The organism is Tepiditoga spiralis, from assembly GCF_014701195.1.
Lineage (GTDB): Bacteria > Thermotogota > Thermotogae > Petrotogales > Petrotogaceae > Tepiditoga > Tepiditoga spiralis.
This window is the reverse complement of record NZ_AP018712.1, coordinates 2,332,905-2,348,218: the sequence shown is the minus strand read 5'-3', so window position 1 is coordinate 2,348,218 and position 15,314 is coordinate 2,332,905. Positions and strand designations below refer to the sequence as shown.

General features: G+C 26.6%; 12 protein-coding genes. 6 read left to right on the top strand and 6 right to left on the bottom strand.

Translation table 11 applies throughout. The features are described 5' to 3' along the window. The first annotated feature begins 285 nt into the window (after positions 1 to 285). Positions 286 to 2,613, top strand: coding sequence for a methyl-accepting chemotaxis protein (locus tag IGS63_RS10905; RefSeq protein ID WP_190614872.1), 2,328 nt, complete (start codon positions 286 to 288; stop codon positions 2,611 to 2,613). 35 nt (positions 2,614 to 2,648) lie between these two features. On the opposite strand, the gene IGS63_RS10900 is transcribed toward IGS63_RS10905, so the two are convergent. From IGS63_RS10900 to IGS63_RS10880, 5 genes are read right to left on the bottom strand one after another with little or no spacing between them, the layout of a single operon-like run. Then, positions 2,649 to 4,328 carry an ABC transporter permease gene (locus IGS63_RS10900; protein WP_190614871.1) on the bottom strand — a complete coding sequence of 560 codons (1,680 nt, stop codon included), beginning with the start codon at positions 4,326 to 4,328 and terminating at the stop codon, positions 2,649 to 2,651. Positions 4,329 to 4,341: 13 nt separating this feature from the next. Next, complete coding sequence (locus IGS63_RS10895; RefSeq protein ID WP_190614870.1) at positions 4,342 to 5,313, bottom strand: ABC transporter permease; 972 nt, start codon at positions 5,311 to 5,313, stop codon at positions 4,342 to 4,344. 58 nt (positions 5,314 to 5,371) lie between these two features. Next, a complete protein-coding gene (locus IGS63_RS10890) occupies positions 5,372 to 7,123 on the bottom strand; it encodes an ABC transporter substrate-binding protein (RefSeq protein ID WP_190614869.1) in 1,752 nt (583 codons plus the stop codon). A gap of 30 nt (positions 7,124 to 7,153) precedes the next feature. After that, on the bottom strand, positions 7,154 to 8,308 hold the full coding sequence (locus tag IGS63_RS10885) for an ABC transporter ATP-binding protein (RefSeq protein ID WP_420856931.1): 1,155 nt from the start codon (positions 8,306 to 8,308) through the stop codon (positions 7,154 to 7,156). Next, positions 8,305 to 9,336, bottom strand: a complete 1,032-nt coding sequence (locus IGS63_RS10880; RefSeq protein WP_190614867.1) for an ABC transporter ATP-binding protein — start codon at positions 9,334 to 9,336, stop codon at positions 8,305 to 8,307. Before IGS63_RS10880 ends, IGS63_RS10885 begins: the two co-directional genes overlap by 4 nt. 160 nt (positions 9,337 to 9,496) lie before the next feature. On the opposite strand from IGS63_RS10880, the gene IGS63_RS10875 reads away from it, so the two are divergent. After that, the gene (locus tag IGS63_RS10875) at positions 9,497 to 9,721 is read left to right on the top strand and encodes a S4 domain-containing protein (protein WP_190614866.1); all 225 of its coding nucleotides are present in this window, start codon (positions 9,497 to 9,499) and stop codon (positions 9,719 to 9,721) included. Positions 9,722 to 9,773: 52 nt separating this feature from the next. On the opposite strand, the gene IGS63_RS10870 is transcribed toward IGS63_RS10875, so the two are convergent. Next, complete coding sequence (locus IGS63_RS10870; protein WP_190614865.1) at positions 9,774 to 11,006, bottom strand: AAA family ATPase; 1,233 nt, start codon at positions 11,004 to 11,006, stop codon at positions 9,774 to 9,776. Between the two features lie 80 nt (positions 11,007 to 11,086). Here IGS63_RS10870 and hflK point away from each other — a divergent pair, with 80 nt between their 5' ends. Genes hflK through IGS63_RS10850 form a run of 4 tightly spaced genes read left to right on the top strand, consistent with a single transcriptional unit; the run spans position 11,087 to position 15,312 of the window. Beyond that, on the top strand, positions 11,087 to 12,064 hold the full coding sequence (hflK, locus tag IGS63_RS10865; RefSeq protein WP_190614864.1) for an FtsH protease activity modulator HflK: 978 nt from the start codon (positions 11,087 to 11,089) through the stop codon (positions 12,062 to 12,064). After that, the gene (gene hflC / locus IGS63_RS10860) at positions 12,061 to 12,912 is read left to right on the top strand and encodes a protease modulator HflC (RefSeq protein ID WP_190614863.1); all 852 of its coding nucleotides are present in this window, start codon (positions 12,061 to 12,063) and stop codon (positions 12,910 to 12,912) included. Before hflK ends, hflC begins: the two co-directional genes overlap by 4 nt. Further along, on the top strand, positions 12,909 to 14,636 hold the full coding sequence (locus IGS63_RS10855; RefSeq protein ID WP_190614862.1) for a hypothetical protein: 1,728 nt from the start codon (positions 12,909 to 12,911) through the stop codon (positions 14,634 to 14,636). Before hflC ends, IGS63_RS10855 begins: the two co-directional genes overlap by 4 nt. Then, entirely contained in the window at positions 14,629 to 15,312 is a 684-nt protein-coding gene (locus IGS63_RS10850) for a tRNA1(Val) (adenine(37)-N6)-methyltransferase (protein WP_190614861.1), read from the top strand. The genes IGS63_RS10855 and IGS63_RS10850 overlap by 8 nt, the downstream gene beginning before the upstream one ends. Positions 15,313 to 15,314 lie beyond the last annotated feature (2 nt).

The following is a 15,314-nucleotide window of genomic DNA, read 5'->3' as shown; positions in this document are numbered from 1 at the left end:
ATTAAAATTTTTATTCACCTCCATAAAAAAATATCCGTCTCAAATAGAGACGGATATCATTATTAATTTAGATAAGAATACTCTTTTAAGGAAATTTTTCTTTTTCAATTTAAACATAAATTCACCTCCAAGAGTATTTTCATAATATTTTAGCATTTTAACTACAAATAAAATTTAATTTTTTGTAACAAATAAATATTTTTTTTATTAATAAAAAATTTTATTACTTCTTTTATGTTATAATTAAATTAATAAACAGTTAAAAATACACAGGGGGGTGAGAAAATGAGTTTAAAAAAGTTTTTTTATTTTATTTTTCCTAGTGTTATAGTAATTTCTTTAATTTTGTCAATGTTATTTATGTTTTTTGCACAAGTGAAGGTTAAAAATTTTATAGTTGAAAAACAAAAAAGAGATATTATTAATCAAACAAAAACTATTATAAATTTAGAAAATAAAAAAGCTGAAGTATCTCTTATAACTTTAATGCAAAACGAAAAAGTAAAAGAATTGTTTTATGAACAAAAGAGAGATGAATTATATAATTATTTAAAAAGTTATTATTCTACTATAAAAAATGATTTTTATATGTCAACACTTCATTTTCATAATAAAGATATAACTTCATTTTTAAGATGGCATTCTCCAGAAAAATATGGAGATAGTTTAACATGGAGAAATATGTTAGTTGAAGCAAACAAATCTAAAAAAAGATTAGATGGTATAGAGGTTGGTAAAGCTGGTTTAGTTATAAGAAGTATAATACCTGTATTTTTTAAAAATGAATTTATAGGAACATCTGAAATAGGAATTACAATATCAAAAGAATTTTTAAAATCAATAATTGGAGATAATATTTGCTATGTTCCTTATGACTACTCAGGAAAAAGAATAGATAAATATATTATTGAAGATGATGATTTTTCTAAATTAATTAAAAAAGATAAATTAGATAAATTAATAAATGGTGAAGAAAAAGAAATAAATTTTATAAAAAAGAATTTTTTGTATGTAACTATACTTATTAAAGACTATACAGGTAAAAATGTTGGCGTATTGATAACAAAAGATAATATTACATCTTTAAATCTTATATTTAATAATGTTAGAAAGAGTTTAATTATTGTATTTTTAATAATAATATTTGTTTCTATATATTTGTTTATAATCATTGGAAGAAATATAGTGAAAAAAGCAAAAGATATTCAATATATTTCAAACAATGTAGAAAATAATAATTTAATAATAAAAGTAAAAGTAAATGAAAATTCTAAAAATGAAATAACTCATTCTGTAAGTAAGTTAAACAATGCAATAAAGAATTTAAGAAAAATGTTTTTGAATACAATAAATAATTTAAAAGAGAATGTTGTAGTTTTTAGAAATACGGAAATTTTATTAACTTCAGAAAATAAAAAAATAAAAAAAATTGGTGAAAAGATATATGATTCTAAGGAAAATATCCATTCAATATCTTCTTCAATTGAAGAAGTAAACTCAGGGGTTGAAGAAATAAGTGCTGGAGCAACTTCAATAGAAAAAACATCTCAAAATATAGTATTTATAACTAAAGAACTAACTAATTTTTCTGAAAAAAGCAATGAATTTGTAAAGATAATTAATGATAATATGAATCATTTATCTAATTTATCTTCAGAATTTGTGATTACAGTAGATGAATTATTTAATAAAACAAATAATATAGCAGATATAGTAAATACTATTAATACTATAACAGAACAAACAAATTTATTATCTTTAAATGCAGCAATAGAAGCAGCAAGTGCTGGAGAAGCTGGTAAAGGTTTTGCAGTAGTTGCAGATGAAATAAGAAAGCTTGCAGGAAAATCAAAAATTGCAACTGAAAAAATAGAAACAATATTAAATGATATAAAAAATAACATAGTAATTGTTGATAAAAAAACTAAAGAAATAAATAAAAATGTTATAGATTCAACAAATAAAACAGATACTTTATTTGAACAAATAAAAAATATTACAGATAAGACAATAGAAGTAAATGATGAAATGGTTAATTTAGCTGCAGTAAGTCAACAACAATCAGCATCTACAGTTGAAATTTCACAATCGATGGATAATTCAACAAAACAACTTTTTGAAATTACAGAAATTTTTGATGAGTTATATGAAAATATGAAAGAATTAATAGTGATCTTTGATAAAATAACAGAAAATTCCAAAAAATATGAAGAAATATCTTATGAAAGATATTCAGAAAATAATAAAAAATATACTTTATATACAAATTTGGATTTAATAAATGAAATAGAAAATATGAAAGAAAGTCATATAAATTATTTAAAAGAAGTAGAGAATATTTTAAAAACAAAGAGATTGAAAAATTTAGAAATTAATCCAAAATATTGTAATTTTGGAATATTTTATAATTCTTATAAAATCAATAGTTTATATAAAGAAGAATGGAAAAAAATTGGGGATATTCATAATTTAATTCATAATGAAACAGAAAAAATATTAAAGTATATCTTAGAAGATAATATAAATGAAGCTAAAAGAATATATGAAAATATAAAAAATAAAAAAGAAGAGTTATTTCAAATATTAAATGAATTAATAAAAAAATTAAAATAAAAAAATGTACGGATTAAATATCCGTACATTTATTATTAATGACCTAAAGCTCTTGGATCTAAAGCATCTCTTAAAGCATCTCCAAAGAGATTAAATGAAAGAGCAGTTATAAATATTAAAAGTCCTGGTATAAGAAGCCATGGATAATTTGTTAAAGCTTCTAAGCTCTGTGCTTGTGATAACATGAGTCCCCAAGATGATGAAGGTTCTGTAATTCCTAAACCAAGGAAAGACAAACTTGCTTCACCGATAATATATGATGGTATTGCCATAGTAGCAGATACAATTATATATGTCATAGTGTTAGGTATCATATGTTTCCAGATAATTCTTCTTCCAGGATAACCCAAAGCTACGGCAGCTTCAATAAATTCAGAAGATTTCATACCAAGAGTCATACCTCTAATAACCCTTGCCATACCTGGCCAACTTATAAATGAAAGTATGACGATGATGAGCATATATCTTAATGCCGGAGATAAATCACCCGGTAATAATGCTCCAAGAGCTATAAGTAAATAAAAACTTGGTAATGACATTAATATTTCAGTAAATCTCATTAATCCTTCATCTACCCAGCCACCATAATAACCAGCAGCTCCACCAAAGAAGAGACCTATTGTAAATGTTATTAATATACCTACAAAACCAATTGAAAGTGATACCCTTGAACCATATAAAAGTCTAGAAAGCATATCTCTGCCAAATTTATCTGCTCCCCAAAGATAGAATATACCATCGTTTGAGATATAATCTTTTAAAGAAGGTAATTTGGTTTTTTCTACACCAATAAAATGTACATTTGTAGGGATAAAACCTAATAGTTTATAATCCCAAGATTTGATGAAAAACTTAACATCGTATCTTTTAAAGGTAACTCCTTGTATATCTGCTGGATAAATATCAACTTCATCAAAGTTATCAGTTCCAACATAAATATAGTCTAACTTAAAGTATTTATTTATTTTTACTATATCTTTATCTTTTATTTTAGAACCATACTTCCAATTACTCTTTGCTTCGTCAATTGCTATATCTCTTTTGTCTTCTTTATAGAGCACTTCATTTCCTGTTAAAAAGTTTGAAAAATTAGGCTTTAAAAATCCATCTTTATCTCTTACAGGTGCTGTAGCTTGTTTATCTTTTTCAAATAAAGAAATAGGAAGTAAAATTTGATCATTTACACTTTTTTTATCTAAAAGTATTTCTTGACCATCTTTTGTAACTGCTTTATTCACTATATAGTAATTAAAGTACATTTCAGTAATGGTAGAATTAAAAGTTTCACTATACTTTCCAAGTTGATATGTTTCTTCTTTACCATTATCAGAATTAATAGCTTTTAATTTATCAAAATGAGTAGCTTCAACAAAAGTTCCTTTTCTTGTAACTGGATCTCTTTCTAAAGTGTATAAGTTTACATATCTCTTTGTTTTTTCTCCAGTTATTAAGTTTGTACTGTGCATCTTTGTTGAATGCATAAATCTATATTCAATGTGGTTTTTATAAGGGTCCATTGGTGAGAAAAAGTCAGCAAATATTGCAAAAAAGTAAAGTATTGCAAGAACCCACATTGAAATAACACCAAGTTTATGTTTTTTTATGATTCTCCAAACTAATTGTGGAGTAGATAAAAATTCTTGTTCAAAAACATCTTCTTTTTCATTTTCTTTATTTTTTGTATCATTATTTATCTTATTTTTATCAGGATTCATCCTTTTACCTCCGTTAAGAAAGTCTAAATCTTACTCTTGGATCAACAGCAGCAAGTAAAATATCTGCTACTAAATTACCAATTATAAGTAAAAATGCACTCAACATAAGATTAGCCATAACTAAAAATTGATCTTGCATATTTAAAGCTTGTAACATTAATGAACCCATTCCAGGCCATCCAAAGATATTTTCTGTAATTAAAGAACCACCAAGTAATCCAGCAAGTGTATACCCTAATGCAGTAACAATAGGATTAATGGCATTTCTTAAAGCATGTTTATATATTTTTGTTTTTCTTGGCATACCCTTTGCTTCTACAAATTGAACATATTCTTTATTCATTTCATCTAATAATTGACCTCTCATAATTCTCATTGTACTGGCAAGAGAAGCATAACCCAAAGTAACCATTGGTCCTATTACATGCCAAAAATAATCTCCTATTTGTTTCCACCATGGAAGATTATCAAATGAATTTGAAATCATTCCACCAACAGGGAACCAATGTGTCTTTGCTGACATAAAAAGCCATAACAATGAAAAAAAGAACGTAGGAATAGAAATTCCAATAAATCCAAATACTGTTAAAAATTGATCAGACACTGTGTATTGATGCAGTGCTGAGTATATCCCCAGTGGGATTCCAATCCCCCAGGAAAAAATAAATGTTGTAATACTTAATAAAAGAGTAGCTTCAAGTCTTCCACCTAAAATATTCCATACAGGCATTTTATAAGAGAAAGAATAACCCCAGTTTCCCTTAAGAACATTCTTTATCCAAAGACCATACCTTATAAAGACGTTTTTGTCTAAACCATACTCTTTTTCAAGTTGATGAATCTTTTCTTGCTTAATAGTAGGATTCATTCTTTGTTGATCCAAGAAATCCCCAGGTGCCAAAGCAATTATTAAAAATGCAATGAAAGAAGCACCAATTAAAACAGGTATTGAAAAGAGTAATCTTCTCAAGATGTACTTTAACAACTTTTTCATCCTCCTTTAAAAAATATAGCAGGAGAGCTAAGCTCTCCATGCTAAATTATTATTTTGTTTCTTTCCAAATACAGTATCTTTTCCAAAGTGTTGGTGCTGCTGGAGATGGTGTTGGGTTGAATATATGTACTGATTTTTTATAAGCAACTAAGTAATTTTGAGCTACTGTATAAACTAATATTTGATTTTGAGCTACTAACATTTGATATTCATTGAAAAGTTCTTTTAATTTGTCTTGATTTAAAGTAACTGCTTGTTCTTTGAAGATTTCATCAATTCTCTTTTCATAATCAGGAACAAAATAATCATCTTTATCTACCCATTTTTGACTTTCAGGGCTATAGTTCCAGAAATGAAGACCACCGTCTAATCTATTTACATTCCAACCGTCACCGAGATCTACTCCACCTGTAAGACCTATAATTATTGAATCCCAATCTCCACCAAATAACTTTTGAACGAGAGTATTGAATGCAATAGGTCTAAATACAACTTCTATACCAAGTTTAGCAAGAGAGTCAGATAAAATATTTCCAATTTCTTCTCTTACATTGTTACCAACATTTGTTGAAAGTGTGTATTTAACAATATTTCCATCTTTATCAACTAATTTACCGTCTGCATTCCATGTAAATCCTGCTTTTTTCAAGTATCTCTTAGCTTTTGAAATTGAGAATCTGTAACCTAAGTTTTCTACTTCTGGATCATAGAATCCTGATGAAGAAGAAGTTGGTCCATAAAGAGGTACTCCTAATCCATTGTAAAGATTATCAATTATTGATTGTTTATCAAAAGCAAATGCAATAGCTTTTCTAAAGTTTACGTTTCTAAACCATGCTCTTTTATATTTGTCTGGAGCATTAAAGTTAAATGCAATAAATTGAGAACCGAGTGCTGGTCCACCAACAACAACATTCCAACCTTTTTCAGAAGCTTCTGATTTAATTTGTGGGAAATCTTTTGCATTTGGTGCAAAGATATCAGATTCACCAGCTTCAAACTTAAGTAATTCTGTATTAGTATTAGGAACTATATTGTATACAACTTCATCTAAATAAGGTAATTGTACTCCGTCTTTAGATTTTGCATAGTAATAAGGGTTTCTTTTTAATACTAATCTAACGCCTTCTTTATATTCTGATAAAATAAATGGTCCAGAAGTAACTAATTTATCAATTTGATCTACAGTCCATGTTTGTTTAAAATGTTCAGGTGTATCAACTTTATCAGCAAAATAATGTTTTGGGAATATAGTCATTCCACCAAGCATTGTGTAACCTTGTCTGAATTTTGATTTTTCATAAGTAAATGTTACAGTGTAATCATCAACTTTTTTTACTACAGGTAAGTTATCTTTATCATCAAGATAAGCACCATTTCCATTTGCTGTCATTTCATTAACAAATGCAATTTTTTCTGCTGTAAAAACAAAATCATCAGCTGTTATTGGTACACCATCAGACCATTTTAAGCCTTTTCTTAAGGTGAATGTGTATTTAACACCAGTGAATGTACCGCTTTGTGTTTCTTCTACGCTAAAAGATTTTGCCATAGCTTGTAATGAAGTAATACCTTTATTATTACTTTGCATAGCAGAATCAAATAACCATGCTAATATATCTGTACTTGAAGTTTCTTGTGCTTGATAAGAGTTTAAAGTTTTTGGGCCATCAGTGGTTGTTAAATATAATGTTCCACCTCTTTGACCTCCGCTAACATTTTCAACTAACCATTCAACATCATCAGCAAACATAGCCAATGCTGCAAAAACAACAACAAACAACACTAAAAGTTTCTTCATGTAATGCCCTCCCCTCTGAGTTTTTTTGTATCACTTATATAAGAAACATCCTACTTTGTGATTTTCTCCAACATCATAGTAATTTGGGAATGATTTTTTACATTCAGCCTTTACATACTTACATCTTGGACTAAAGAAACAGCCACTTGGTCTATTTATTGGAGATGGAATTTGACCCTTTATTATAAATTGTTTTCTATCTCTTCTTTTATGTGGATCTGGAATTGGAGCAGAGTTTAATAATGCTTCTGAATAAGGATGCTTTGGATTATCAAATATTTCATCTGAATTTCCAAATTCAGCCATTCTTCCCAAATACATTACACCAACATAAGAAGAAATAAATCTAACAACACCCAAATCATGAGAAATAAATACAAATCCAGCATTCAATTCTTTTTGTAAATCTTTTAATAAAGCAATAATTTGTGCTTGAACCGAAACGTCAAGTGCTGATGTTGGTTCATCCAATATTATTAATTTTGGTTTTAACACTATTGCTCTTGCAATTGCAATTCTTTGTCTTTGACCACCAGAAAATTGGTGAGGATATCTATCTACATGATATCTTTTTAAACCAACTTTTTCAAGTAAGTCCATTGCAATATTTTTAGCTTTTTGCTTACTAGTAACAACTTTATGAAACAACATAGGTTCTATTAAAGTTTGACCAACGGTCATTCTTGGATTTAATGATGAGGTAGGATCTTGGAAAACCATACCAACATTCTTTCTAAAGTAAGCTCTTTTTTCATGCAAATTATGCATCATTTCATTATAGAATGCATCTTCACCTTCATCGTATATTTTTTTAAAGTACTTTCTTTGGTATTCTGGTATTTGATCAAGAGCATTAGTCTTATATTTTTTCTTTAAATCTTTTGCAACTTCAACATATTCTGTTTTTAAAAATGATTTAGCTTCATTATGTTTCATAAAGTAATGAGCTGTTTCTTTATCTTCTAAATAAATCTTACCAAATGTTGGATCATGAAGTCTTATAATAGTTTTTCCAATTGTAGTCTTTCCACATCCAGATTCACCAACTAGTCCATATGTTTCTCCTGAATCAATTGAAAAAGAAACTCCATCAACAGCCTTTACATATCCTACAGTTCTTTCTATGATAAATCCATGTTTCATTGGAAAGTATTTTTTTAAATTGTCAACTCTGAGCAACATTATTTATCATCCTCCGTTTTTTTCGTTATAACCGGATTAAAACATCTTATAAAATGATTTTCTTCTATTTCTGTTAATTCCGGCCATTCTTTTTTACATCTTTCGGTTGCTCTTGGACATCTTGGTAAAAATGGACAAAGAGCAGGAGGATTTAACATTATAGGTGGTTGTCCTGGAATAGGATTTAATTCTTCATTTTTTGCATCATGCCTTGGAATACAAGAAAGCAAAGCATGAGTATATGGATGCATAGGTCTATCAAAGATTGTATTAACATCAGCAAGTTCCATTTGATTTCCACCGTACATTACCATAACTTTATCAGCAATTTCTGCAACAACAGAAAGATCATGCGTTATATATATCATACCAGTTTGATATTCTTTTTGCAAGTCTTTCATTAATTCTAAAATCTGAGCTTGAATTGTAACATCTAAAGCAGTTGTAGGTTCATCTGCAACTAAAACTTCAGGGTTACACGAAAGCCCTATAGCAATTATAATTCTTTGCCTTTGACCACCAGAAAATTGAAATGGGTAGTCGTCAATTCTTTGTTCTGGATTAGGTAAACCAACTTTTTTTAATAGTTCAATAGCTATTTTCCTTGCTTCTTCTGGAGTAACATCTTGATGATAAACGATTGTTTCAATCATTTGATCAGCAACTGTATACATTGGATTCAAAGAAGCCATTGGATCTTGGAAAACCATTCCAATATGTTTTCCTCTGATTCTTGTAAAAGCTTTTTGACTTAATTTAGCTAAATTTACTTGTTCCATACTTCCATCGTGTGAAAATTCATTAGTGTTAAAAAGAATCTGACTTCCATCTACTATGTAACCAGGTTTTTTAATCATACCCATTATTGATTTCATAGTAACACTTTTTCCAGATCCAGTTTCACCAACAACACCCAATGCTTCGTTTTTGTGTAGAACAAAAGAAACACCATTAACAGCCTTAACAGTTCCTTCTGCTATATCAAAGTACGTTTTAAGGTCTTTAACAACCAATACTGGTTCATTCAACATTCTCACCCCATATTTGAATTTTGCCTCTGATATATTATAATAAATATGAACTTTAAATGTCAAGTCATAAATTTTTGTTGAACGTTCTTTAAGTGTGTTAAAATATAGTTAAGATTAAAAAATGAAAAAATTTTCATCATTTCAAATGGAGGTACTTTATATGAGATTGGATAAGTTTTTAATGAACTCAAAGATTGTAAAAAGGCGTGTTTTAGCTCATGATTTGTGTGAAGGAGGAAAGGTCAAAAAAAATGAAAAAATTTTAAAACCATCATATAAATTAAAGGAAAATGATTTAATAACTATTGAACTTGCAAATAGAGTAATAACAATAAAAATAAAAGAAAATACTTCTTTTGAAATTTTAAAAGAACATAGAAAATAATTTATATTTTAATGACTAAAGTAATAGTTGAGTTTACTCCACTTATATTACTTTAGTCATATTTTTTTTTATTTTCCCACAATTTTTTTAATTTTTCTTCTATCTTTTTTTCAACAGCATTTTTTTGTGGATTATAAAAAACATAGTTTTCTAAGCCTATTGGCATATAGTTTTGTTTTACAAAACCATTAAAATCATGTGGATACTTATAACCAATTCCAAAACCTTGTTTTTTATGATTTTTATTAATAGAGTTAATTAGATGTTTTGGAATTTTAATATTTTTTTCTTTAATTATTTTTTTTGCTTTATTGTAAGCAATTCCAACGCTATTGGATTTAGATGTAACGCTTAAATAAATTGTAGCTTGAGCTAAAGCATAATAACACTCAGGATATCCTATTTTTTCAACGGCATTTAATGCAGAAATAGCTATATTAAGAGCATTTGGATCTGAAAGTCCAATGTCTTCAGAAGCCGATATTACCATTCTTCTTGCTATATAAATTGGATCTTCACCGCTTTCTAACATATAAGCAAGATATAAAATAGCGGCATCTGGATCGCTTCCTCTTATACTTTTTATATAAGCAGAAATATATGAATACTTATCATTTGTGTTATATGAATTAATTTTATCAATAAATGGAGTTAAAGAATCAATAGTTATATCTTTAATGCCACTTTCAAAAACAGCTTCTATTATGTTTATTATTCTTCTAATATCATATGAATAATTATATAGTACGTTCCTTATTTCATTATTTATTTTTATATTATAGTAATTTTCAATTTTTTCAAATAAAGATTGAAAGTCAGTTTTATTTAATTGTTCAATTTTAAAAGTTAAAACTCTAGATAAAAGAGCTGGATTTATACTTATTGCAGGATTTTCTGTAGTAGAACCCAATAAAATTATTTCTCCTTTTTCTACACTCAACAACAATACATCTTGTTCTGCTTTATTCAGTCTATGAATTTCATCTACAAAAAGTATTTTAGGTTTTGAAAATAAAGTTTTTTCACTTTTTATAATATTTTTTAAAGTTTTAGAACCTTCCATAGCTCCTGAAATTTTGTATAAATCGTAATAATTAGATACTTCATTTAAAAAAGCATTTATAATTGATGTTTTACCACAACCAGGATCTCCGTATAGTATAAAAGATTTTACAACTTCATTTTTTATCCAATTTTTTAAAAGAGTTTTTAATTTGTTATTTCCAAAAATTTCATTTAAATTTTTTGGTCTTAGAATTTCATAAAGAGGTTTTTGATCTTTCATATTTTCTCCTTTTATGGTATAATTTTTTTAGTGTATTTTTTCTTAATACAAAATATTATACACCAAAGGAGTGGTTTTTTGTGTCTGAGTTTGAGGTTTTTGATTCAGAATCACCAAAAAAGAGTAACAAAAAAACAAAATTATTTTTATGGATTACAATTGTTGTTGTTATTTTATTGTATATTTCAACAGGAATTTTTCAAGTTGGACCATCTAAAGTGGCTTTAATCCAAACATTTGGAAAATACTCTTATTCAAAAGGTCCTGGTATTGGTCTCCATCTACCTTTTCCTTTTCAAACTCATATAATCTATGATATTAGATCATTAAAAAAGAGAGAAATTGGTTTTAGAACTACTTTTTATAATGGTAAAACAGACTATATTGATGTTCCAGGTGAATCAAATATGATTACAGGAGATGAAAATATTCTTTCAATTCAAGCTGCTGTACAGTATAGAATAAGTGATCCAGTAAAGTTATACTTTAATTTAATTAAATATGATGACTTAGTTAAATTGACAACAGAAAGTGTTTTAAGAGAAAGAGTTGCTCTTTCTAAAATAGATGCTGTTTTAACTACTGAAAGGGATAAAATCGCCATGGAAACAGCTGAAGAAGTTCAAAAGATTTTAAATTCATACAATGCAGGAATAAATATAGAAAATGTTTACTTACAAGACGTGGCACCACCTAAAGATGTTGTAGAAGCTTTTGTTGATGTAAACAATGCAAAGCAAGATAAAGAAAAGCTAATAAATGAATCACAAAAGTATGCAAATGATGTTATACCACGTTCTCAAGGACAGGCAGAACAAATTTTAAAAGATGCAGAAGGTTATGCTTATGAAAAGGTAGCTCTTGCTACAGGTGAAGCAGCAAGGTTCAAATCTATTTTAAAAGAGTATGAAATTTCAAAAGAAATAACAAAAAAACGTTTGATTTTAGATGCAATAGATGCAATGATAAAAAATTCTAAATTAAAGATAGTATCAGAATCAGGAAATACATTAAAGCTTCTCAATCTTGATACTGTATTAAAGGAGGCAACAAAATGAAAAAAATAATATCTATAATAATATTAATTGTTGCGATTTTCTTTTTGTTTTCTTCTTTTTATATAGTTAATCAAACGCAACAAGCAGTAGTATTACGTTTTGGTCAAATACAAAAAATAAAAAGTAATCCTGGACTTGGATTTAAGACACCCTTTGTAGATAATGTAGTAAAGTTTGAAAAAAGAATAATGCTTTATGATATAAAACCAGAAAAAGTAATTACATCAGATAAAAAAACTATAGTAGTTGATACTTATGCTCTTTGGAAAATTACTGATGCTAAAAAATTCATGGAAAGTATGAATAGTGTTTCAAGAGCATTAACAAGAATTGATGATGTTGTTTACTCTCATGTTAGAGATATAATTGCAAAATACAACTTTACACAGATATTATCTATAAAGAGAAAAGAAATTTTAAATGAGATAACTAGTAGATCAAGAAACAGTTTAAAGGATTTTGGAATATACGTTCAAGATGTTAGAGTAAAAAGAACAGATCTACCTCCTGAAAACACACAATCGGTTTACAATAGAATGAAAGCAGAAAGATATTCAATAGCAGAATTAATAAGAGCAGAGGGGCAAAGAGAAGCTCAAAAAACAAGAGCAGAAGCAGATAAACAAGTCAAAATAATACTTTCAGATGCTCAAAAAAAGTCTGAAATAATAAAAGGTACAGCTGATGCAAGTGTAATTACAATTTTAGCAAATGCTTTTGAAGAAGACAAGGATTTTTTTGAATTAACCAAAATAACAGACATGTATAAAAATTCTTTTAAAGATAGTATACTTGTAATTCCTCAAGATTCCCCAATTTTAAAGTATTTTAAAGAGGTTAATAAATGAAAAAAGTTTTTTTTGTTTTGAGTTTTTTAATACTTTTATTCTTATTAGTTAGTTGTTCTCAAAGTATTAAATATAAAATAAATATACCAAATCTCAAAGTTTCAAAAAATTTTCCTTTAGCAATAAAAACAAATTTTAATTATTCAAAAATAAAAATGTCAATTGATAGTTCTCCGGTGAATTTTATAGCTTCACCGGAGGGATTTTATATAAAGAATTTAGAAAATGGATTGCACAAGTTAAAAGTAGAGTTTTTAGATAATAAAGATTCTTTAATTACAGATGTTTCTACAGAATTGTTTTATGATTCTATTTTGCCTAAAATACAAGATATAAATAAAGAAATTGAAAATGGAAAATTAAAAATAAAATTTAAGATAGATTCTAGTGATTATGCTTATTCAAATATTTACTTGAACGAAGTTTTTGAAGGTACAACAAAAGATTCTTCAATAACCATACCATTAATAAAAAATTCTGGAAACATAAAAGTTAAATTAAAAGTTTTTGATAAATTGAAAAATGAGAGTGAAACAAGTTTTATGTTAGACACATCTAAAGATTCCACACCTGTTATATTATCTGATACTTTAAAGTTAAATTTGTTTTCTAATTTAAATATTTTAACAAAAGATGATTGGGATAAATCTCTAAAGACCTTTATCTATAACGATTCAAAATATTTGTATCCATATGAAATATTATCTACAGATTCAACACAATCAACTGTAATAGTTTTTGATTCATCAAGAAACTATTCAAAAAAATTAATGAACATTTCATTTGATACTAAAATACCAAACGTAGTAAAAAATACAACTATTTTATTATCAAATAAAGATACATTGTTTTCTTGGGAAACAGATCCAAATATACAATCATATGTTGTTGAACATTATGAAGATAAATGGGGATGGAAACCATTTTTAGAAACAGAATTATCTTTTGCTGAAGTGAAAAATAATGATATAATGTTTGTAAGAAAAAAAACAAAAAATGGAACATTGGGATTTCCATCAACTCCAATTTATAGATTTTCGTCAAATATTAATTTCTATTCAGCAAGTACAATTGAAAATATAAAAAATAGTACATATCTTTTAAAAATAAATTCCCCATTTTTTGTACCTTTTGATTTTTTAATTGAAAAAGGGAAAACTTTATTTGTGGAATCTGGAAGTGAAATACGCTTTTCGAATAATGCAAGAATGATAATAAAAGGAACATTGTTTATTATGGAAGGTATTGAAAAATCAAAACTGTCTGGGAAAGGAACTATATATTTAGATGGTGGAACAATAATAATGTTCGATACTGATATAGAATCAATAAATATTGAAGGAAGAGGAAATGTAATCTTTATACAAAATTCTAATTTTTTAAATAAATCAATTATAAATTTAAAATCTATAACAAGGTTTTGTTCATATTATAATAAATTAAAAGATGTAAATATAAATTTAAATAATTCATCTGGAGTATACTTTTATAATACAAAAATGAATGATTTGAAAATAAGTAATGTAGCTGAAACATTAATTGAAGGCAGTATTTTTAATTCAATAAATACAAAAATAAAATCAAGAATATTATTTGAAAACTCAAATGTAAATATTTTTTATTTAGATACATTTTCTTACTTATATTCTCATAATTCAATTATAAAAGATTTAAAGAAGAATAGTTATTCTATTTTTGTAAAAAGAAGTGATAGAATTGATTGAAGTTTTAAAGAAAAAATTTATTGAAATAGATAATGTGTATAGAAAATTAAAAATAAAAGCACCTTCTAAAACTCACATGCCAAATCATGCGAGTTCTTTTTTAATATTAACATCTACTATTAAAAATAATATGAAAGTAATCGAATTTGGAAGTGGAACTGGTCACGTATCTATTTGCTTATCAAAACTTTATAACATAAATATAACAGGTATTGAGCTACAAAAAGATTTATTTACAAGTTCTATAAAAAATGCTGCAATTAATGATTCTAAAGTAAATTTTATAAATGATGATGTGAAAAATATAAAGAAGTATTTTTTAGCTGAAAGTTTTGATTATATAATATCAAATCCACCACATTATTCAGGAGGAATAATCAGCAAAAATGTTGATAGAAAAACGGCAAGAACATTAGAAAAAAATACTTTGATAAATTTTTTAGATTCTACAAAGTACTTATTAAAAAATAAAAAAATATGTAACTTTGTAATTCATCCATCAATATTTACAGACTTTATAAATATTGCTAAAAGTAAAAAATTAGAACCTCAAGAAATGTATATTGGATATGGGAAAAAAGATGGAGAAGCTCAATTAATTTCAATTATCATGAGAAAAAATGGAGGAACAAACTTTAAAATTCATCCTCCAATTTATTTAATTTCTTCTAATTAAAT